Annotated in this window: 19 protein-coding genes; 2 read left to right on the top strand and 17 right to left on the bottom strand. The window is 35.3% G+C overall.

Annotation, left to right across the window (positions count from 1 at the left end):
* Window positions 1-69: 69 nt before the first annotated feature.
* From murQ to PP176A_RS15845, 10 genes are all read right to left on the bottom strand, one after another.
* Window positions 70-966 carry an N-acetylmuramic acid 6-phosphate etherase gene (gene murQ, locus PP176A_RS06000; protein ID WP_083381821.1) on the bottom strand — a complete coding sequence of 299 codons (897 nt, stop codon included), beginning with the start codon at window positions 964-966 and terminating at the stop codon, window positions 70-72.
* Between the two features lie 59 nt (window positions 967-1,025).
* Entirely contained in the window at window positions 1,026-2,069 is a 1,044-nt protein-coding gene (locus tag PP176A_RS05995) for a serine hydrolase domain-containing protein (protein WP_071139551.1), read from the bottom strand.
* A 1-nt stretch (window position 2,070) separates the two neighbouring features.
* Window positions 2,071-2,562, bottom strand: a complete 492-nt coding sequence (locus tag PP176A_RS05990) for a PTS system mannose/fructose/N-acetylgalactosamine-transporter subunit IIB (RefSeq protein WP_071139550.1) — start codon at window positions 2,560-2,562, stop codon at window positions 2,071-2,073.
* 52 nt (window positions 2,563-2,614) lie between these two features.
* On the bottom strand, window positions 2,615-3,424 hold the full coding sequence (locus tag PP176A_RS05985; protein WP_071139549.1) for a PTS system mannose/fructose/sorbose family transporter subunit IID: 810 nt from the start codon (window positions 3,422-3,424) through the stop codon (window positions 2,615-2,617).
* Entirely contained in the window at window positions 3,417-4,193 is a 777-nt protein-coding gene (locus PP176A_RS05980) for a PTS mannose/fructose/sorbose/N-acetylgalactosamine transporter subunit IIC (RefSeq protein WP_071139548.1), read from the bottom strand. The genes PP176A_RS05985 and PP176A_RS05980 overlap by 8 nt, the downstream gene beginning before the upstream one ends.
* Before the next feature lie 151 nt (window positions 4,194-4,344).
* On the bottom strand, window positions 4,345-5,196 hold the full coding sequence (locus PP176A_RS05975) for a MurR/RpiR family transcriptional regulator (protein ID WP_071139547.1): 852 nt from the start codon (window positions 5,194-5,196) through the stop codon (window positions 4,345-4,347).
* 80 nt (window positions 5,197-5,276) lie between these two features.
* Complete coding sequence (locus PP176A_RS05970) at window positions 5,277-6,386, bottom strand: S-layer homology domain-containing protein (protein ID WP_071139546.1); 1,110 nt, start codon at window positions 6,384-6,386, stop codon at window positions 5,277-5,279.
* Window positions 6,374-10,135, bottom strand: a complete 3,762-nt coding sequence (locus PP176A_RS05965) for a S8 family peptidase (RefSeq protein ID WP_071139545.1) — start codon at window positions 10,133-10,135, stop codon at window positions 6,374-6,376. Before PP176A_RS05965 ends, PP176A_RS05970 begins: the two co-directional genes overlap by 13 nt.
* Before the next feature lie 252 nt (window positions 10,136-10,387).
* A complete protein-coding gene (locus PP176A_RS05960) occupies window positions 10,388-10,858 on the bottom strand; it encodes a hypothetical protein (protein ID WP_071139544.1) in 471 nt (156 codons plus the stop codon).
* Window positions 10,859-10,991: 133 nt separating this feature from the next.
* Window positions 10,992-11,204, bottom strand: a complete 213-nt coding sequence (locus PP176A_RS15845) for a HepT-like ribonuclease domain-containing protein (protein ID WP_255401623.1) — start codon at window positions 11,202-11,204, stop codon at window positions 10,992-10,994.
* Window positions 11,205-11,412: 208 nt separating this feature from the next.
* Here PP176A_RS15845 and PP176A_RS05955 point away from each other — a divergent pair, with 208 nt between their 5' ends.
* Window positions 11,413-11,793, top strand: a complete 381-nt coding sequence (locus PP176A_RS05955) for a DUF4183 domain-containing protein (protein ID WP_071139543.1) — start codon at window positions 11,413-11,415, stop codon at window positions 11,791-11,793.
* Between the two features lie 94 nt (window positions 11,794-11,887).
* Entirely contained in the window at window positions 11,888-14,974 is a 3,087-nt protein-coding gene (locus tag PP176A_RS05950; protein ID WP_083381818.1) for a DUF4183 domain-containing protein, read from the top strand.
* 655 nt (window positions 14,975-15,629) lie between these two features.
* Here the strand turns inward: PP176A_RS05950 and PP176A_RS16740 are convergent.
* From PP176A_RS16740 to PP176A_RS05925, 7 genes are all read right to left on the bottom strand, one after another.
* Window positions 15,630-15,737, bottom strand: a complete 108-nt coding sequence (locus tag PP176A_RS16740) for a putative holin-like toxin (protein WP_373419507.1) — start codon at window positions 15,735-15,737, stop codon at window positions 15,630-15,632.
* Between the two features lie 149 nt (window positions 15,738-15,886).
* Entirely contained in the window at window positions 15,887-16,150 is a 264-nt protein-coding gene (locus tag PP176A_RS16385) for a hypothetical protein (protein WP_143037650.1), read from the bottom strand.
* Window positions 16,143-16,301, bottom strand: a complete 159-nt coding sequence (locus tag PP176A_RS16380; protein ID WP_200796055.1) for a hypothetical protein — start codon at window positions 16,299-16,301, stop codon at window positions 16,143-16,145. The genes PP176A_RS16385 and PP176A_RS16380 overlap by 8 nt, the downstream gene beginning before the upstream one ends.
* Window positions 16,302-16,304: 3 nt before the next feature.
* Entirely contained in the window at window positions 16,305-16,769 is a 465-nt protein-coding gene (locus PP176A_RS16375; RefSeq protein WP_143037649.1) for a hypothetical protein, read from the bottom strand.
* 241 nt (window positions 16,770-17,010) lie between these two features.
* Window positions 17,011-17,715, bottom strand: coding sequence for a hypothetical protein (locus PP176A_RS05935; protein WP_071139541.1), 705 nt, complete (start codon window positions 17,713-17,715; stop codon window positions 17,011-17,013).
* Between the two features lie 904 nt (window positions 17,716-18,619).
* Window positions 18,620-21,940 carry an Ig-like domain-containing protein gene (locus tag PP176A_RS16185; protein ID WP_071139540.1) on the bottom strand — a complete coding sequence of 1,107 codons (3,321 nt, stop codon included), beginning with the start codon at window positions 21,938-21,940 and terminating at the stop codon, window positions 18,620-18,622.
* A gap of 266 nt (window positions 21,941-22,206) precedes the next feature.
* Window positions 22,207-23,328 carry a S41 family peptidase gene (locus PP176A_RS05925; RefSeq protein WP_071139539.1) on the bottom strand — a complete coding sequence of 374 codons (1,122 nt, stop codon included), beginning with the start codon at window positions 23,326-23,328 and terminating at the stop codon, window positions 22,207-22,209.
* Window positions 23,329-23,340: the final 12 nt, after the last annotated feature.

Raw genomic sequence — 23,340 nt, 5'->3', positions numbered from 1 at the left:
CTCATATAATAAATAAAGGACAGGTAAAAAAACAGTGTACCTGTCCTAACTTTATCCTCTTAGATACAATTACTTGCTCCACTTTAATGCTTTTCTTATATTCCCTTCCCTGTTTAATATTCTTTGAGCTTCCTTGCTGTCTATGTTTGCAAGAATCATTACTATTGCAAGTTTCACGTCATAATTATTCTCTTCCAATACTTTTTGTATATATTCTTCATCTGCATCGGTTACCTGCTTAACTATTCCTTCTGCTCTCTTCACGAGTTTTTTATTTGATGCTTTTACGTTAACCATTAAGTTGCCGCATACTTTCCCAAGTTTTATCATCACTCCCGTTGAAATCATATTTAATACGAGTTTTTGTGCCGTTCCCGCTTTCATTCTTGTAGAACCGGCTATAGCTTCAGGTCCTACAATGGGAGTTATCATAACATCGGTAAACCGGCTCATAGGAGTCTCTTTTATACAGCATATGCCTGAGGTATAAGCCCCTATCCCTTTTGCATACTCCAGGGCACCAATAACATAAGGAGTTGTCCCGCTGGCAGCAATCCCCACTATAGCGTCCTTTGAAGTAATATTTTTATCCTTTAAATCTATCTTCCCTCCACTATAATCATCTTCGGCCCCTTCAGCAGAAATCCTTAGGGCACTGTCCCCACCGGCTATTATTCCCTGAACCAATTGGGGGTCGGTGCTAAAGGTCGGAGGACATTCGGAAGCATCCAGCACTCCCAATCTTCCGCTGGTTCCTGCTCCTATATATATAAGCCTTCCTCCATTCTGTAATCTATTTCCAATTTCATCTACCGCTTTAGCAATATTGGGAATCTCTCTTTCCACCGCATAGGCCACTTTTTTATCTTCATCATTTATTTTTTTTAACATATCTTCTGTAGAAAGCAAATCAATGTCCATTGTATCAGGATTTCTTTCCTCAGTAATCGCCTTTTCCGTATTCAAAATTTCATCTCTCCTAAATCTGAATTTTTCTTCATATCTTGCTTAAGTATAATCTTCTTTTATACTGAAACGGCTGCAGAAGCCAGATTATTTATCATCTTTCTCAAACCTATCAGCTTCATATTATTTCTATCGGGATGTACCCTGTTTGTGAGAAGAACAAAACCAAAATCTTTATCTATTAATATGGATGTCCCTGTAAACCCCGTATGATATATGGCATTCTCCGAAGCCAAGTCGCAATAAGAAAAACCTCTGTTAATCTGCCATCCCATCCCTCGGCTTTCATTTAAATTTTCAGTAAATGAATGAGTCATAAGCCTGATACTTTTATAATTCAATACATTCTTTTCTTCATAAAAACCATCCCGTATAATCGTCTTTACAAAATGAGACAGATCTTCTGCAGTAGAAAAAAGACCTGCATGTCCCGATATTCCTCCCATAAAATAGGCATTTCCGTCATGAACCTTTCCCTTTACTATTCCTCGTCCTTCCTTTTTTTCAGTAGCGGCACATCTTTTTATCTTTTCTTCTCCGGGGTTAAACCCCGTATCCTTCATGCCGAGAGGAACAAATAATCTTTCCTTAATAAATTTTTCAAGAGATCCTGTTGTTTTTTCTATAACAAATCCCAGAACCATAAACCCCAAGTCGGAATATTCAACTTTAGAACCTGTAGCGTAAACCAAATCAGCATTGCAAACCTGATAGATCAGCTCGTATTTGTCCTTACATTCCTCATAATATTTTTTAAGACTCGGAAGACCTGATGTGTGGGTTAATAAATTCAAAATTGTAATATCGTCGTGTTTGAACTCAGGTATAATGTCCTTAATTTTAGTACTTAAACTTACCTTTCCGTCTTCCATTAAAAATAAAATCCCCGAAACAGTTCCCACTACCTTAGTTAGTGAAGCAATATCATATATGGGATTAGGTTCCAAAGGTAATTTATCCGGCATTATCTGAGAAAAACCAAGAGAGTTTATATGGGATTCATCCTTAGTAACAACAGCATAGGAAACTCCCGGAAACACCCTTTTATCGATACAGTCTTTCAAATAATCATCAAGAAGATCTATTCTGTGCTGAAGAATCATATTATACAAGTCCCTTCTGTTTAATAAAATCCATCAAATCATTTTCTCCTTCATTGGGAATCATGCGGGCAGTCAATTTAACCCCCATCTTATTAAGTTCCAAGAATGCCTTTAAATCTTCTTCAGAGATGCTTATGGATTTTTTTATTTGAGTGGTTCCTCCTCTATTCGCCATATTTCCTACATTAACTTCTTTTATGTCAATTTCTCTTTTTATTAATTCCAATACATCCGAAGGGTTTTTTAGAATCATAAAAACTCTGTCCGAATCGTATCTCCCTTCTTTTATCCTGTCCACAGCTTTGTCTACGGACAGTACCGAAAGTTTTACTCCCGGAGGAGTTGCCATTTTCAATATGCTCTTCTGCATATCGTCTCCCGCAGCATTATTATTAACTACCATTATGCGGCTGGCCTGCAAAGTATTCGTCCATACAACGGCTACTTGACCATGAATTAACCTATCGTCAATTCTCACATGAATTATACTCATTATCTACCACCCCATCCTATATTTGCCGGGCACGATCTTTGACCGTACCCTGTTATCCTAAGATATTCAATGCTCCCAATATTATTCCCAAGAATAAAAGGATAAAAATAAGTTTCGTGGAAGTCATATTTTTTCTGCCTAATAACCAGTAAGACAGCAATACAACCGCTACAGGAACCATAGAAGGCATGATCTTATCAAGCATACCTTGAAGTTCCATCGTAACTTCCCCTCTCTTATATACATAAGGAACACCGACGGTTATAACGGAAGGTATAAGGGCTCCTATTACGATCAATCCCAGTATGGTAGCTGCTTCATTCAGTCTTTGAAGAGAATTTGAAAATCCCGAAGCAATTTTCTGTCCTTGGTGATAGCCTATCCACAAAAACTTATATTTTACCCACCACATAGCAACAGCCGTTATTATAGGAAAAATTGCTCCGAAGATATTGCCTTCCAATGCAAGGTAAGCACTTATACTGAAAACTATAGCCCTATAAATCGCCACAAATATGGTATCCCCTATTCCTGCAAAAGGTCCCATAAGACCTATTTTCATACTGTTAACGGCATCCTTATTTTCCAAACCCATTTTTTCTTCCAAAGCTATATCAGCCCCGAGAATAAAAGGTGCCATTGTGGGATTTGTATTAAAGAATTGAAGATGTAGTTTTAATGCTTCCGATATCTTCTCCTTTGTATTATACAATTTCTTAATTACGGGTATCATACTGTAACAATAACCTAATCCCATCATTTTCTCATAATTCCATCCTACCTGAATACCGAATAACTGTCTCCAATATACTTTTCTCATATCGCTTTTATCTATTTTCTTTATCTGTGTACTGTCAGTCATCAATATCTCCTCCTTCATCCTGGGATTGAACTTGCAGCCCCTGGTTTTTAATCATCAGCCATATTGCCGCTATAGCAAATCCTATTATTGCTACGCCGACTAAACTTACGTTTAAAAATGCGGCTATGGCAAAACCCAAAATCATAAATGGGTAAAACTTTTTAAGAGGAAGATATCTCATCAAAATGGCAATACCCATCGCAGGAAGTATTTTTCCGGATACTTTCAGTCCGGTTAGAAGCCATACCGGTATTTTATCCGTTACAAACCCTACAACCTCACTGCCAAAATATAATCCTAAAAATACGGGAATAGCAGCTCCGAAACCCCAAGTAAGGCAACAGAGAGCATTAGACCTCGAAACTCCCGTCAGGTTTGCTTCATCCGCATATTTTTCCGCTTTATGTTGGAAAAATACATTTACGAATCTTACCAAAGTTCCCATATGTGTAAGCAATATACCAACGGGAACAGCAATACCAATGGCAAATTCAATACTTTGCCCTGTTATGGCAGCAAAAGCAGTCCCCAACATAGCGGCAGCTTTATAATTAGGTACGGAAGCTCCTCCATAAGTTGCCACTCCAAGTCCCATTAACTGCAAAGTAGCACCGATAGCCAGTCCAAGTTTAATGTCTCCGACAACAATTCCGGTAAAAGCTCCTGCAAAGATGGCATTTGACAATCCCATCTGGAAGGTAAGTCCGTCAACATCTGAAATAAAAGCATATAAGCTTATTAAAAGAATCTGCATAAGTGATAATTCCAAAATTTTCTCCCTCCTGTCTTTTTTTTAAGAAACAATTTCCCGTAGTTCTTTAAATGCTATTATTTTCCTTTATCATCACCTTTCGTATTATATTTATCTTTCTCTGAACCAATCCTAATATCAAAACATCTTTATTATTCAGCGTCCCTCTTCATTTAATTTTTTTGTATGTCATATTCTTAAGGGAACGGATAGATTCTTTCGTTTTTTCAAGGGAATTAATTGTTTCATCAAAATCCGAAGCAGCTACGCACATAAACAAAATATCTATTACATGGAGTTGGGCCATCCTTGAAGATGTGGCGGCACTTCTGAGGGGAGCTTCAATGGAAGGTGCCGTAAATAATTTTATATCTCCCGCATTTGCCACCTTTGATTTACCTAACTGGGTTAAAGATATTGTTTTCAGATTCTTATTCCTTGCAAGATTCAATATCCCCAAAACTTCTTCCGTCTCTCCTGAAAAGGATACTCCAAACACCAAATCATTCTCCTTTAAAGTACCTATTATGGCTGCCGCCAGTTGAGTTTCCGAAGGTGAAAAACAATTTTTGCCTATTCTTAAAAATTTCTGGGCCGCATCTTCTGTAACTATATAAGAAGCCCCGACTCCGAAGAAAACTATCCTATCCGCCTTTTTTATTGCTTCAACAGCTTTTTCAAGTTCATTCATGTCGATTGTGTTACTTGTATCCACTATTGCCTTTATGTTGTTATCGGTGATTTTCTTTACAATCACTTCTTTTTTCTCGTCAGGAACTATATCAGTATAAAATAGATCGTTTTCCTTGTTCAAATCGGAACAAATCCTTAACTTTAAATTTTGAAAACTGTTCAAACCCATAGTCTTGCAAAATCTTACTACGGTGGCTCCGCTTGTCCCGCAAGCCTTGGACAGTTGTTCAACGCTGAGCTTTAACGATTCCTCCGGATTTGCCATTATATATTCCGCAACTTTTTTCTCTGAAGGAGATAATTTAGAAATCATTTCTTTTATCAACATTTTATACCCCCAATTCTTGAAATACCATTTCATAAATATTATATATCTTATGAAATGGTATTTCAAGAATTAATTTTTATTTAAATAAAAATTAATTTAAACACGCGGGGACGGTTCTTCTGTGTTTTTAACACAGAAGAACCGTCCCTGCGTGTTGTTGCAGTATCCTTCGGAGCAAACACTTCTCCTTCTTTTCCTTTTACAATCCCCAAAGAATTTCCTATTACAGCCGCCTGATATGCCCACTCACTTATGGTTTCCTCATCTTTAAACCTCAGTTGAGATGTTGCCATCATCTCATTGTAATCACTATTTGTAAGATTGTTATAGCATCTCATTATCATTGTTATCATTTGTTCCCTCGTTATCTCTTTGTCAGGTTCAAATTTATTTTCATCCGTACCCTTTATTATCCCCGCTTCATATACCCCGTTTATATAAGGTGCATACCATTCATCTGAGGAAACATCCGTAAATTTGCTATTATCCAAATCCGTACCTTTAACTCTAAGTGCCCTTGACAACAATACCGCAAATTCCTTTCTTGTTATCTTCTCATTTGGAAGGAAATCCTCTCCTGTTCCCTCCACTATATGCTTGGATGCCAATATCTCTATATCTTCCTTAGCCCAATGATTTTGTATATCTTTAAATGTTTTCTCATATTCCATAACCGCATATATGCCGAAGTTCTCTATTTCGGCCGTTATTCCTGTTCCGTCGGAGCTTACCTTTCCGCCTGCATATATCCATTGTTTATCCTTCTCATCATATCGATATATCCCCAATTTATTTACATCCTTCACTTTTTCCTTATCATATTTCAAAGTTAGGGAAATATGATTGTCAAACTTATTAACAGAGGAATCAATTTTGTATATCTTTCCCGCCAAACTCAATTTTTCCATATCTTGTGCCTTAGGAACAGATACATTTTTCTCATCTATTACGCTTGCCGATACCTTAGCCTTCTCACCTAAAAGTCCCTTATCAAATTTCATCTTAATTTCGCCGTTTAGCAATTCGACCGAAGTTTGATCAGATGTAATTTCTTTATTCTCCGCTGTTTGAGTATTAGATGGACTTCCGTCCTTGCTTTCTTTTTTGCCACTATCATTATCGTCATTATTGTCGTTGTCGTCATCGTCGTCTGTCGGAGGGGTTATTTCCTTTTTAGCTATAGTAAACAAGCCGTCTTTGCTTCCCGTAGAAATAATTCCGTCAGGCCCCGTACTAATGATAATTCTGCCCTGTATTCTCCGAGTGTCATGTTTTTAGTGCTTTCATTAAATCCGTTGTAATATTCTTCTTTAGCTTCATTAAGTACCGTTTGTTCTTTGCCTTCGGTTAATTTATATACCTTCAAATGAGGATTTACATGCCTTATTTCAAATGAGCTGTCGTCATCATGATTAATTCCATAAACATCATCTTTAAACTGATATGGTACTATGGATACCTTCCCGTTCGGAAGATAAGTATATACTTGATTATAATCAGACGTATTCTCCGAATCCATTATCCAATAGGGATTTGAAGTCACTTCCACTTGGCTTATTCTATTGCCGTACTGGTCAGTAATACTCGATATCCCCGATATGCTGTCTCCCGTATTTATCAGATTCTTATTCAATTTGATTGAAGAATTGAGCTTGGCCCCATAATTCAAAGTATATTCTTCACCTTTTTTAAATTCTTTTCCCTTCCAATCATCCTTGTCAACAAAGTAATTCCAAAGATAAGAAGAATCTTCAGGATCACCTAACACGTATACCAATTTGACATCATCATATTTAATTCCAGCAGAAACATAGAATACATTTCCTTGAAGCTGGGCCTCACTGATGCTGTACTGATATTTGTTAAATGGCAAAAGCTGTATGCCTCTTATGCTTTCATATTTTCCTTTATCCACTTCTACGTTTATCTTGGCGGTATTTGATCCGTCCAATTTTACTTCATTGTTTTTCCCATCCTTTGTTATATCTACACCCGTGTTAATTAAATAATAACAGTTGTATTTGCCCCCATTATCCTTTGGAGTAATATATATGCCGTTAAACCCATATTCTCCCGGTTCCATATAAATTCCGTCCGTATATAACATATCTATGTTATGGCTAAAAGGAATTGCCAAATTATCATTTTCGATTATTATACTTTGGCTTAAATCCATAGCATCAAGTTTGTGGCCCTTGCTGTCCACCGGATTGAATCTGACCAGTTGAAGGTCTTCTATATTTATAGTCATGTTCTTTTCCAATTCATCCAAAGTCGTAAAGGTTCTAAATATAAACACATTCTTATCCGTTTTTTCATCCGTGTAATAAAATACCGCCATATTCCCGTCTTTCTTTTCCGAAAGTTTCGTACCGGAATCTATAACTATGGCGCCAATATCCTTGCCGGTCCTATCGCACCACAATCCGTAGCTTTGTTCCCAATAACTATTGCCTTCCTCGTCTTTTTCCAACCTGTATATCCAAGTATAAGGCTTAAGGACATTTCCCTTTTCGTCTTTTAACTTCAATACCTTGACATCTTCATCATATATATTCTGAATCATGTGGCCTTTGATTCCGTTTTCGGCCAGAGGGTTTTTTTCAAGAATTAAATCAACATCATATTCCCCTACGGTCAAGGCAGGATTTCCGATATACCAGAAAGCATATTGATAGAACAAATTAAATGCCATGTTATAAGGTTGATATCCGTCCGAAAGCCTCGTTATACAATAATACGGATTTACTTCTTCCAAACTTGAAGCCTGAACATTTCCATATATATTTACGGAATCTTCTCCGAGACTTCCCTTATATATAGCCACCAGTCCGTTATTATTTTCATCCGTAAATCTGTGTTTCGTATATTCCATATTGTAACCCCTCGGAATTTTGTATACCTTTACTCCGTCTCTTTCGGAATATTTAATATCGGATTCGTTAAAAGTTCCGCCTATTCCTTCAACATAATTCTTCATGGTATCCTTATCAAGTTCATAAACATCCAATTTAATATTTCCGCCGAGAGTTATCTTATTATCCATATTTTCCTTTATATTCTTCGAATCTCCCAAGCTGTCAAATACATAAACCCAATTGGTATCATAGCCGGGAACCTTTATCTCAATTTCAGTTGTATAGCTATAATCTCCCGCAGATACCAATATATCCTTCCCTGCAATTTCTTCATCTGCGGATATTCCTATGGAGGCTTCAGTATACTTATTGTACAAATACAGATAACTGTTTACCACTTCTATATTTTCAGGATAATTCAAATCCAAAGAAACGGACCCTGTTTTCTTTCCGTCAAATATCAGTTCCTTGTCCGAATTATCTATGTTCTTTCCAAATTCACTTAAGAAATATGTCTCGTTGTCGGTTTTGCTGTATGCAAACAAATCATATTTTCCCTTATCCATATAAATGGTAGGGGAATTATATGTCTTAGAATTTAAGGAACTTGTACTTCCTATTTTTAACCCGTTTTCATCAACTGCAGTAGCATAATACTGTGCTTCGGAAATAGTATCACCTTTCTTGTCGTTTATATTGAATTTGACTGGGACAGTGCCTTCCCCATTTATTTCAACAGTATTCGGCCCCTCCACTTCTCTTCTGTAAATAAACAAAGTACTTCCCGCAGGGGACCCTTCAAAATCAAATACTCCATTTATAAGAACATAATATTTAGTCATATCGTCTATTATAGTATTCGGTATACGAACCAGACCTTGATCGTCCGTTGTTCCTTCCCATATTTCCTCATAGCTTTCCTTTTCGTCTTCGGTTTTTTTATCATATAGCTGTATTTGTGCGTTTACAGCTACATTTCCCCTTGGATCTTTTACTTTCAATATCAAGCCGGAATTTACTTCGTTTATAACATATATTGATGTTTCCACTTTATTTTTTATATCGCCGGCAGTATCATAAACAACGGCTATTATATTATGTTTGCCTTCTTCCACTTTTTCTGTATTCCACTCGTATTCATATATTTCTTTATTCCCGTCATTTTCTATTTCGGCAATCTTATTTTTATCCGAGACAGAATCCAAATAAAATCCTACTTTCCCTATCTGGTCGGAATTCTTTATAATTCGGGCCTTAATCTCTACAACATCCGATATATAGCTATCCTTCTTAGGAGTAAGAAACTGTATGTAGCTTTCATGACTTTCCCCTAAAACAACAGCATTGTACATATTCAGTTTTATACACTTTTTACCTTGAACGGCCGAATTCTTGATAACTTCTATTATCTGACCAGCACTTGCATCGGGATTTTTGATCTTATAAACTGCCGCCACTCCTGCCGTATATGGCGAAGAAAAAGAAGTGCCATTTGCTTTTTCATAATATCCTTTTTCATCATTACCCATTGTTCCGCTTCCCTTTATAGATGTGGATACAATATCCACCCCGGGAGCAAATATATCAACTCTGCTGCCTATATTGGAGAAACTTGTTATATTCCCGCTTCTGTCCACAGCACCTGCAGTTAAAACTCCCGGAAGTCCTGCGGGATAATATCTTGAAGCATCTTCTCCTTCATTTCCTGCAGCAGCAACTACAAGGACTCCCTGATCCTGAGCGTATTCCACGGCTTCTGCCATAGTTGTGCTGTAGCCTTTTCCTCCAAGGCTCAAATTTATAATGTCTGCCGTTAATTTCTCGGAAGGTTCCGCATTTTCTTCTTCGGATTCTTCCGGCAAATTATTCTCTTCTTCCTGATTAACTTCATCTTCTTTTTCAGACGTATCTTCTCCCGTTTTTTCTTCCCCGGGTATTATATTTTTCTCTTGTTCATCGGATACCGCTTCGGTTTCTTCCGCTCTCACCGTATTATTTACAATTCCAGGAATCACACCTGTAAATATCATTGAGAAAACCAATGTAAATATCAATATTTGCTTAACTGCTCTATTGATCAAATTATCTCCTCCTTAACATAATGGTTTAACATAACGTTAAGATAATAATTATTTCACCTCCCCTTAATTTTATAATTAACGTTATATTAACACGTCGATAATGATTATCATTATCATCGATATTAATATTATCATAACATCGGGAATAATACAATATCATTTTCATATGTTAAGAAGAAGTTTATACGCATATTGTAACTTAACATAAAAGCCCTTTGAATTTGGGAAATCCTCAAATTCAAAGGGCTTTTATTAAACCACAGGCCTTCTTCGTAAAGTTCTGATTGAAATTTCATGTTCGCCTAAAATTTCATGTATGGATCTGTTATCTTCAATTAAAAAATCAAGCTTTTTATTTGCTTCTTCTCTAAATTCAGTTAAATCAGCGGTTTGATCGATTACAGCTTTTAAGTCCCTCTTGATATCTTTTATCTCCTCTTCTAAGTTACCCTGTCTTTCTTCAAGTCTTGTCTGTCGCTCTTCCAACTTCGTCTGGCCTTCTTCAAGTCTTGTCTGCCGCTCTTCCAACTTCGTCTGGCCTTCTTCCAATCTTGTCTGCCGCTCTTCCAACCTTATCTGGCCTTCAAGTAAGGTCTTCTGTCCTTCTATTAAGTCCTTCTGACTTTCTTCTAAGTTTTTCTGCCTTCCCTCTAAGCTATTCTGGCCTTCTCTTAAGCTTTTCAGCTCCTGTAGGACTATCTCCTGAAACTCTTCGTTGGTCACAGATATTCACCTCTCCCCGCCTCATATTGTATATATTTATATTATATACTAAAGGAAAACTTTTCACAAATATTTCTATGGATATTATATTTAATATAAAATGATTTTATAATTAAAATATTGTAAATAAACCTTAAAAGGTTTGCGGTATAATGCGGGGCCTTTGTTGTGCATCCAAACTTCCGTAATTATGTGCTACAACATTTCGCATTCCCTTAATGTTTCTCCATGATACTCCATCATATTTGTTTTTAAAATCATCTGATAAATATCCTGACAATTCTCCAATTTGCAATATACACATAGTAACTGCATTCTTGTATACAAAATCATCTTTGGGTTTCAATATTTAAAATTTATTTTTTAATTTCAATCACTTTTTTTAAATTACAATAGTAAAATTTCGTTTTATTTTATATATAAGAAGTAGAGGGAGATGATAAAGGCAGCCGTAAAAAAGTATAAATACAGTTCAAATAAGTAACAAATTAAAAACTTGTCTAATATATTACTATGTAAACAGGTTTAAAATCCAATAAAAAGGAGGACAAATAATGGCTACAAAATTATTAAAATTAGTGATGAGTGCTGTCACTACAACAGATGTTGATATTAATCCGGAAATCAGCAAATACTTTTATGAATTAAGGGAAGATGAAAGAACTGATGATGTACTCACTATTCCGGCTACTCAATTCACAGACGATGCCGGCAATATCATGACTGGTAATCTGACAACTGTATCTACAGATAATGGATATTATCTGTTATTTATAAATGGTGTATTACAACAATCCAGTTTGTTTACAGTTAGTACCGACGGTTCTCAAGTTGTCATTAATCAAGCATCTACAATCCCTGTTGGTACACCAATTACCTTAACTGTAAATAACTTCAATCCAATTTCTACTTCTACAACTACAATAACAACTTAATAAATATATTCGAGGATGTGCCTATTGGCACATCCTTTTTGTTATAAGCATAGAATAATTGAAGGAAAATATATTCATTCTGGGAGTGATAGTTATGTCCAAAGATAAACTTTCTAAGATTACTCCTCATTTAAAAAATAAAAACACCCGATATCCGTATAAGGAAAAACTACTGGATGCCGGTATTTATCAATATAACGCATTGTCTGACGGTATAAAGAGGACTTATACAAATGATGATGAATTAATAGAATATGGAGACAGGGGTATCCTCGATCCTAATGATGTTTCTTACTTTGACTTGTTTATTAACGGAGTATTACAGCCAAAGACTAACTATGAAATTGAAAAGGGACTGCTCCTGCTGAAAACAGAAGATATTCCTTCGAAAGATGTCTCTATTATCATCACCTTTGTTACCATTAAAGAGGAATGGTCGGCTAATCTTAATTCTGCTATAGCTGAAGGCATCTTACCTTATGGACATATATCCGCTGGCCCTATATCGGATAAAAATATTAATATCAGAGAAACTTTACAGCCTTATCTGAAGTTAGAAAAAATTATTATATCCGGCCCCACATCTGTTCCCATAGGCCATACAGCCACTTGGGAATTTGCAATAGTAATAAGCAATATAGGAAATACGACGATTAACAATATTGTTGTGACAGATAATATTCTGATAGATTCTGTTTTAAACATAAAAAACTCTCCTCCGTCTCAAGGTAATATTATTATAAATGATGAAACGATTATTTGGAATGTAGATGTTCTGAATACATCAGAATCTGCCACTGTAAGTTTTAAAATAAAAGGTTTTTTTAAAGCTGACGGCATTCGATTCATTAGTCGTGGCCTATCAACCGGCAATAATTCTTTAGGAAGTATAATATCCGATATTGTTTCCGGAAACTCAATCGAAGTTGTTAAAGGATTGGATATTACTAAAACCATTACGTCAGGCCCGATAAAAATAAATATCGGAAAAATCAGCACCTGGAGAGTGGAAATAAAGATAACCAATCTTAGCGGCGGTGCTATATCGGATATCCTTGTGACAGATACTTTGCTTATTGAAAATATCAGTAATATTAAAATTATCAGCATATCTCACGGAAATGCTTCCTTATCAGGCGATAAAATTCTCTGGAAAATCAGTACACTGAAAAAATCGGAAATTTCCATTTTGGTAGCAAATATTATCGGCTCATTTGCTATAGACGGATTCAGAAATTTAGACACCGCTTCGGCAATCGGAAATATGCCTTCCGGTAAAATATTTGCGGGACCTTCGCAGGATATTCAAATCATGGTAATTTCATCTGAAAAACCGGTAAAAAAACAATTGCTGCTGCAAAAATCCATCTTAAATAGACCTTTAGTTGCCTTTTTAGGTAAATTTATGAGGTGGAATTTTTCTCTGAAGGTTACCAATTTAACAAATGACGTTTTAAAAAATATCATTGTAACAGATTATATCCTGTTTGATAAATTTGACAATATCAATACTCTGTTTGTATCTTCAGGAAATATCTCCATATACCACAACGTTATTATTTGGAATATTGAAGAACTTCCCCCCGGCAGGACATTAACGGCCACTTTTGAAATCAAAGGCCTTTTCAATACTCCCGGGTTACGTTCTCTTGGCAGAGCCATTGTATCAGTTTTAAATTCAAATTCAGATACCTATATACTATCAGATATATCTTCCGGAGCATCAATAAAAGTTTTAGATTATATACATAATTTAAAAAATACATGTATTATTGCCAACAAGGTTTATTCTCAATATCAACAGAAAGATTGCTTTGAATGTATAAAAACAGATATAGGCAATAGTAAATTCGGAAGTATTACATTTAAGCCGGGATTTATTATAGAAGGTACTCTAAAAATAACTGATATAAATAATAGGCCAAATTTCAAGAGAGTTCAATTTCTATTGAGAATACCATTTCAAATTACTACTATGAATAAGGATATAATAAGAGGATATCTACCCGATATAGTTAATGATATTATCATGTTTATACCGGAAGCAAGAGATAAGTTTTCATTTGATATTGCAGTAGAAACCAGCTCAAAACTTTTAGATACCCCTATTATATTTAATAATCAATTAAACTTCTCAGTAGGTGCTGTGCTTATTATTAAAGCAGTAGGAAAGGTTCAGCTATTAATACCTAACTTCGGAATCTGTCAAGAGCCTCCTTGCTGTCGGGAATTTATAGAAAGTTCAAGCTGTGATATTTTTCAATTTAAGAATTTTCCTAACTTTTATCCATTGCAGGATAATTTATATGTTCATAGAAAACCGGCAAGGTTCGGTAATAATGACCAGTACCCCATTGAATTTGATAATTTAACCATCAAAAAGTATATCACATCAGGGCCTTTAGAAGTCAGTAATAATGCCATCAATATGTGGAGAATAGAAATTTGTGTATCTAATGACAATCATGTTCCCGTAAGTAATGTTGTTATGACAGATACTTTGTTTTTAGATAATTTAGTTGACCTTAATATTATCAGCCTTACTCAAGGTACTGCTTTCCAACAAAACAGCCAAATTATCTGGAATATCGGGACTTTAAATTCCGGTACTACGGTTGTACTAACGGCAGAGGTCGCCGGATCCTTTAACAGTAAAGACAATAAGATTATCAGCGCGGAAAACAATCAATATAATACTAATTCAGACGGAATAAAAAGAGAATTTACCGATGAAGGAATTCCTAATCCAAATGAAGTCTCCTTTTTTAATCTTTTTATTAATGGGGTATTGCAGCCCGAGATTAACTACGCATTAGAACCAGGTCTCTTGACACTAAAAACAGAAGATATCCCTCGGGAAGGTGTGCCGATTATCCTTCAGTATTTAAAAATAAAGGGAGAAAATAATCGGCTTATGAAAGCGGAAACTTATCAGTATAACACTCTTGCATCTGGAAAAAAAGTTTATACAAATACAGACGAATTAACCGTGTATGGCAACAGAGGAATCCTTGATCCTCAGCAAATTTCTTATTTGAACCTTTTCATAAATGGAGTAATACAGCCGAAAAGCAATTATATAGTTGAACCCGGTATTCTTATATTAAAAGCAGAACGGGTACCCGTAGAAGGCACTCCTATTTCCATGAAATTTGTTTCTTTATTCTTAATACAACAATAGGGACCGCCCACAAAACTAACAGAGTAAATTAGTTTTGCAGCGGTTCTCTTTCTGCCTGAAGCGATCTCAAATCATCCCCTCGTATCGTCGATTTATTTAAGATTTTAACTTCCCCATTCTTTCTTTTATCAGCCTCTCAGGGATAATCACAATTTTCTCATTCCTCTTCAAGGGTATATTTCTTGCTATATAATTATATGCTTATATGCCTTTTATGTTTATTATAATTACCAAATATACACCCCTACATATACCGGTCTACTTCAAATTGTCCCTTCATGTCGTACAAAAAAATCTATGCCAGCGATTGTAATAACTGCCGATATAAAAATGTTTCCCTATATGAACAGATGGATTATTCCTATTGCTTATACATTGGGATTCAAAAAGTCTGATTGGGACAAAAAATCTGTTCCCTTGTCCCGCTTATTCTTTATAATTGTTTTAAAAAGTCCCTAAATTCATTAATATTTTTGAATCCAAGCTTTTTCACTGGTCCCGAAACGTCCCCACGTCCCAAGTGTAAAATTTAAATACATATGTTTACTTTTTATATATTTATGGTATAATGTTAATAAGGTAATCGGCACCGCAACGGTGCGGTTGCCACCAAAGTGTTTAAAAAAATTTTACCACCCTGGTGTCAGCAGGGTGGCTATTTTTTTCTCTTAATGTTATCCTTTAGGCTAACTATTAAGGAGATTAGTGATATAACGAACATGCCAAACATAATCATTAATGATATTGCTTGATATGTATTCATCATACCTACCACCTCCTTCCGTTTGTGAAATGAGGTGGCAATCCACACCCTACTTTTCCCGATTACCTTTATTCTATTTTACCAGATTATTCATATTCGCACAAAATTAACTACATTCTCGTCCTCCAAAAATAACTATCTCTTTTGTCTTATAAATTTTTTAGTTTTAAAACCTCATCTAATGTCAGCCCTGTTTTTTTCGCTATTTGTTCAGGTACTAAAACATCCAATAAATTTTTTGCTATTTCCAATGTCTTCTCTTTTTCCTTTTCTTTAAGAAGTTTTTGTTTTTCCTTTTCTTTCTCTTCAATAAGTTTTTGCTTTTCTTCTTCGTATATCTTCTCTACTTTCGTCATTCTCAACCACTCCCTTATATTTTTAGCATATTCCTCATCTATAAATTTGTCAGTCACCGTCAACAATCCCGCTATTACCGCCAGCTGCTTCTTTCCGTCTTTTTATATTCTTTGCTAAGTCCATACTCTCCTCTATTATTTCCTGCCTTTTCTTTTTGCTCTTCATCAATGGTAGGAGTATAAGCCTTATTATTTCTTCGTTCGTCAACTCTTATCCTGATTTTATTTTATCATGAATATTCCTTAATGCCAATTCCCCGTCAAAATTTTTCATAAACACCGACTGAACACCTATACTCAAACTTCCAAAACTTATTTTATTTTCAGCTTCTACTATATCGCTTGCATATATTACTGCCATATTTACTGTCTTTATTTCCCTTGATTCCCTATAATACCTATTAATTATTCTTATTATATATTCTCCGTATTTTACAAAATTTTCTTTAATTCTATTGTTGCTTTCATATTCTAATAATAAAACAGAATCATCTTCCAATAGAAATACGCTGTCTGCCTTCTTTTCATCTGCTTTAACCTGTGGAAATTCATTGGGAAGCATCCTTACTATTTTGGGAAAGTCCAGCCCATAAGATGTCAAAGCCTGATCCTTATATACTTCACTTAAAGATTTAAATAATACATCTTTGGCATGATACGTAATCTTGGTTTTCAAATTAATCCCCCTTATCGATTATTATATAAAACATATGTTCTTGTATAATAATATCATAATAATTATAATTTTCAATTTATTTTTATTGATTTTTTAAATTATAATAAAGTAAAAAAATCTCTGCCGACAATTATCGCAATTGTTGGCAGAGAAAATACTTTATCACTTAGGCAGATGAACTATGCAGACAAGTGAAACGTCCCCACGTCCTCCGTCCTCTTTGAAAATGTCCCCATGTTACTTATTCTATTGTAGTATTAGATGCAATTACAATATTATAACTGACTTGATCATCTTTGGTATTATCCCAATCACCATCATTGTCAATAGTAATTGTAAAAGTACTACTGGTATCCTTCACTGCTCCCACAAAATAGAAGTAATTCCCCGCTGGATCATCTATCCAGTTATCTTCTGCTGGATAAGTGTTAGCTTTAGTCCCTACTATTTTGCATGCTGCTGTTTCTTTATTAACACTATTTAGAGTTATTTTAATTCCAAACAAATTACTGTTTGTGTCATGCCCCAAAATGCTTTGTGAATATTTGGGAATGGTGCCTCCTATGACTATTTTATTTTGTGACTCTTGATAATTTACCGTTATGCTTTCATTTTCAGATAATCCTTCAATATCATTATTCTCTAATTTTTCTACTGTCTTAATTCCCAATGGTATTTCTTTATATGTTACTTCTACTGTTGTATCTGAAATAATATTGAACTTGTATTCATTATTAACTAATTCAGATTTTTTATCTACTCCGCCAACCGTAAATGTATCTATTTCATTATTTTCCGGAACTTTCACTTTTATTGTCACTTCTGTATTTTTTTCAATCTCTCCAGCAATTGGAGTTGATGATAAACCTTCTCCATCTAAAGTTAATGTAAATTTCTCTACCGGTACGCTATCCCTTGCTATCCTTACGGATTTCGCTTGGTCCACACCGTACGTGCGGCTTTCACCGCATACGGCGTTCTATCGACATTAGGGGATTGGGAAGAATTAGTTGGTCCTAATGGTTTATAGTTCCTAAGTCCTACATTGGATTCCTGTTATTCCACGTTTTTCCGGACGAAGGTTAAAAAAAAATTATTTTATTCTTCAATCCCTTTCTGCCGACTGGATTCCTTGGCTGCTCTTGTTTTCTCCTCCCGTGTTGTTGCCAATACGGTAATAACGGCAAGAGGTCATCGCTACTATGAATCCGCTGAGCCTGTATATATATCTTCGGGCTGCTCTCCCTCCCTATATACAGCATCAAATGTTCCGTTTTACCTATCCCTTTTTTTTTGACTGTTTTAGGCATCCACTAACGATTTACTTTACTTAGGTTTAACAGCTTTAATTGTGCCTAAGCCTTATGAAATATTTCAATTTCACAGGTTCATACCAAGCTCAAAGCACGCCGATATTTTAACAGTATGAACTACTTTTTATAAACCGCATCAACATGGATTAGCATAATGTTTACCGTGACAGTCTTTTAAGGAGTCCCACATCCGAATTCCACGGATTACGACCTTACCTGGCTTCACAGATTTTAAGAAAAGCAGGCTTAAAACCTGTGCAGGGGGATCAGACACCAACTCTATTTTTTATCACATAAAAGGAATCATACTTAAAATCCTAAAATGTCAATTTTCAAAACAACACAGAAGAACCGTCCCCGTGTGTGATTTGTGTATGATAAGCTGTTGAGTTGGGACAGGGGTTTCACCTGTCGGATTGGTAAAATAGTTAGATGATGATAAACATACAGGGGCGGTTAAAAAACCGTCCCTGTATGTATTTTCATCTTCCGCTCATTTCGTCATCTTGACTTATAGAGCAACATTTCGCACTTTTATTATTGAGCAGTAATTTCTAACGTAATGTTATTAGTTGTAACTGTTGCTACACCTTTTGAAAGTTTTACATTAAATATATAACTTCCATCTCCTCCTACTGTCGGTGCAGTAAAGCCTACTTTGTTTATTTCATATGTTACACCCTTTAGATCTAATCCTTTTATTATGTCATCAACGTATGTTTTTGCTAAGTCTTCATTGATTACTGTATTTGGTGCCTTAGCATATGTTGCTTTCTCAACTGTTGTTCTAGCTGCAGCAACTGCTAACTCATCGTCAAATTTTGTTCTAGCTTCTTTTACTTTATTTTCTGCAACAACTATTCTTGCATTCAAACCTGCTTTTACAGTTGTATCACTAACCTTATCTACTGCTACTTTTGCATCAGTAACTGCTTTTTCTGCTGCTTCTAAGTTTTCTTTAGCTGTTAAGTCTTTCTCTGCTGCTACCTCTAATGCTTTCACTGCGGCCTCTGCTGCTGCTTCATTACCTCCATTTTTAACTCTATCCTGGATTCCTTCAAATATCCCTGTTCTTGCAGATGAATCTGCCGCTACATTTTGATGAGCATCTTCTATATATCTTGCATCTTCTGTTGATACTTCAAATGCAGTTTTATCTATATTTTTAAGATTTTCTTGTGTAAGATCTACAGTTAATTTTAATTTATTAGTAGGGTTACCACTATCTAGAACTGGTTCTCCTGTAAATGTTATATCTTTTCCACCGTTTATTGCTTTAACACTTAAATCATCATCCCAATTAGAAGCATATGTCCCTAATTTTTCATCAAATGTTACAGTTATCTTTATTGTAGTTCCAACTACATCCTCTTTCAAGATATCAGCTGCTTTTATCTTTGGAGAAACTTCATCTTTTAACTCTAAGTCAGTTAGATCTTGACCAGTCGTAGCTATTAGTTCAGTTCCATCATATGCTAATACTTTACTCTTAGTTATTGATAACTTATTAGTTACATCAGCATCCAAATCACTTGAAAGTTTTATTGTTACTGTATCCCCATCTACATCAACATCTTCAATTCCTACTCCTGTTACTGAAAAAGCAGATGTTGGAGCTTCTCCTACTTCTAAATTAAATACTAACTCAACTTCATCTCTATCAGTTGCTTTTGCAGTTTTTAATACAAACTCTTCACCCTCTGTATCAGGTACAATTCTGCCATAATTTGATATTTCTTTTCCGTTGCTTCCTTTAATTCCTAATCCAGCGACTCCTGCTACAGCTAAATCATCATCCTTATCAGTAACGATAGTCAATAAAACTATCTTTCCATCAGAATCTTTAATATCTACATCATAATCATCAAATTTTGAAAGCAATTTATTAGTAGCAGTATCATCACTTGCACCAGCTTTTTTTGTAGCTATCAAATAGTTGGCAGGATCCGACAATGTTGCTAAATCCATAGCTTTGTCAAAATATAATGAAACCTTAAACGTTCTTTCATCTTTTTCATCTTCTTGCTTTACTGATACACGCGCAAGCTTAGGTGCATTGTATTCAGTTGCTGATAATGTTTCTGAATAATCAACCATGTAGTTTGGATATTTATTGTTATCTTTGATTCCCGAAATCTTTATAGTATAATCCTTACTTGATTTCAAAGCTGTTCCAAGTTCAATTTCAATTGTCTTATTGTCTTTTTTCGGATTAGTTATATCACTAATAGTTTGTTTATTATCATCCGAATCGGTAATTTTGTAATTATCCCTATTTAATGCACTACCTTTTTCATCCTTTGAACTGCTTGTATTTACTGATTTACTGAATGTAACAACTATAACTTTTCCGCTACTTTTTACTTCAACTTTTCTAACTGTAGGTCTCGTTTCATCGATTGAAGCTTTAACAACTACTTCTGTTGTTGCCATTTTGTTTCCTGAATAGTCTTTAACTCCTTCTATATAAAGAGTAGTTTCATATACAGGAAGTCCCTTATTGCCTTCAAAAGTAAACTCGAATTTATTTCCAGCTAATCTCTTTGCGCTGTCAGCATAGTTCTTTGTTGAACCATTCTTCCAATATACATTGTTCTTTGAAACTGTGTCTATGTCTTCGCTGAAAGTAACAACTACTTTTTCAAGAGTTGCTCTTGTTTCTGTTACTGTCGGAGCATCCTTATCTTCTACTACAGTGAATGAATGTTTGGATTCTACCAATTTGAAACCAGCAAAATCTTTTAATCCGCTAACTGTCAATTCATGGTCTCCAACCGATACATCTGAATATGTCTTAAGAATTATATCTCTGCCTGCTGCTACTTCAACTGAACCGTAAGCTGATTTACCATCAAGTTTAAAGTTAGTTGCCTTAGCTCCATCAACAGGTTCTGACATAACTACTTTAACTGCCTTAGTTCCAAGTCCCACTACATCTACTACTTCCGGTATAGCATTGTCAGCTACTGTAAAGTCCTTTGTAACATCAAGAACAGTCTTAGCATCTTTAACTCCGTCAATAGTTAACTCATATTCTTCTTTATTCTTCATAGCTTCATCTAATAATATAGTAGCTGTGTGATCATCTGCTGAATAGTTTATATCTGCTATATTTCCAGCATCCGTCTCATAATTATTTTCATCAACTGCTGATTCTTCATCAACTGATTTGTTGAATACAACTTTGATTTCTTTCAAATTGTCAGCTTTAACTTCTTTAACTTCCAATTTTGCTGCTTCCGGTAATGTAATCTCTAATTTTTCTGCTAAAGTTTTGTCTGAATCTTTAACTTTTGTCTTAAGAGCTTGTAATGATAATTTTGCTAATACTTCTCTTGTTGCTGCTTTGCTGTAATCTGCTTTGGCGTCATCAATTAATTTAAGTTCAGCTGCTTTAGCTACTACGTCTTCCCATTTAACTTCGTCAAATCCGTAGCCAAGAGCTCTCAATAAGTAAGCCAAAACTTCTTGTTCTGTTTGTGATCTCTTAGGACTGAAAACTTCTCCTGATTCGTCAACACCGTTTGTAAGTTTGTTAGCTTGTGCCCATGCTATATATGATACATAGTAAGAATCATAGTCAGGGTCGGTTGTATCTTTTACATCCTTGAACGTTGTATCACCTGAGAAATTCTTTGCCTCGTCTTCTTGGCCTAATAAACGGCTAAGTAAAACTACCATGTCTCGTCTTGAAACTTCTTTGTCCAGCATCAAGCCGCCTTCCGTATTTCCTTTCAAAACTCCTATTTGTTCCAATATTTCACCCGGAGTTTTTTCAGTTTCATCAGCTGCGAAAACGGCTGTGAAGCTTGTTAGCACCATTGCCAGTACCAACAGTAAAGATAGGGTTTTCTTCATTTTTCAAAGACCTCCTTTTAATATATGTTTAATTATTGTAAAATTTATAGATTGCAAAATCTTAATGAGACTTGCATTCTATAGAGTATTATAGCATCATCCCTTTTACAGGTCAACTATATTGATACTAATGTAATTAAATTGTAATATAAGATTTTTATTGATCTTATATCTTAACCCTTCATGATATATATTATATATCAGTTAATTTAAAAATACCATTACAATTATGTTACAAGTAAATTACAAGTAAAATACAGGAAATTTTATTTGAATAAAGATATTGCTTTTTCCATCTGTAAATCCTTTGTCGGATCCGTGTTCTTCACTACTATGTCCGGAGTTATTCCCTTTCCGTCGATTGATATTTTGTTCGGCGTTAAATATTCCGCAATAGTGAGTTTGATCCCGTCTCCGTTATCCAAAGGAATTATTTCCTGAACCACTCCTTTGCCGTAAGTAGTAACCCCTACCAGAGTCCCGGCTTTTCTGTCTTTAACCGCACCCGCAAAGATTTCCGATGCGCTGGCAGAGTTCTCATTTATCAGTACGGCCAGCTTATATTTCGGAGTTTTCAAAGACGAAGAATAAGTCCGGATTGTTCCGTCTTTATATTTTATATGAACTATGCTTCCTGCCGGAATAAATTTTTTTAAAACATCTACTACCTGGTCCACCGACCCTCCGGGATTGTTTCTTAAATCGATTATCAAGTTTTTTATGGAGTGCTGGTCAAAATAATTTAATGCTTTATCTACATTTTCTACCGTATAATCATTAAATTGAGAAATATTCAAATAACCTAACGACTTATTTACGGTATCATAAGAAACGGGGTTTACTTTTACTTCGTCTCTCGTGATATTAAAATATAATGTATCCTTTGAATCATTTCTTTTTATCCCCAGCTTAACTTTTGTTCCAATCTTTCCTCTTATTAAATCGGAGACATCCGCCGAAGAATAGGAAGTCACATCTTTTCCGTCAACGGAAACTATTATATCTCCGGCTTTCAATCCCGCCTTATAGGCCGGTCCGTCTTTGATGGGAGAAAATACGGTTACATGGCCGTTATCATCCCCCATATAAATACCTATGCCTACAAAACTCCCGCTTACGTCTTCTATGAGTTTATCGAACTCATCCTTTGTATAATATTCGCTGTAATCGTCGAGATTATAGAAAAGGCCCTTTACTGCCCCCTTCATAAGCTGTTCGTCCGTTACGTCGTGAAGATAGTATTCCTTAATAAATTCCTCTACTTCCTGCAGATACTCAGTGTTATACTGAAAATCAGCCGCTTGTCCAAAGGAAGGTAACTGAATGATGAAAATAAATAGCACCAGTGCAAGTGCCGTAAACCTCCTGAAAAACTTCCTTTGTGTCATAAAAATTCCCCC

Origin of the sequence: Sporanaerobacter sp. PP17-6a (assembly GCF_900095615.1) — a bacterium.
In the GTDB taxonomy this organism is placed as follows: domain Bacteria; phylum Bacillota; class Clostridia; order Tissierellales; family Acidilutibacteraceae; genus Acidilutibacter; species Acidilutibacter cellobiosedens.
The sequence above is the reverse complement of the archived record's forward strand: the minus strand, read 5'-3'. Positions and strand labels throughout refer to the sequence as shown.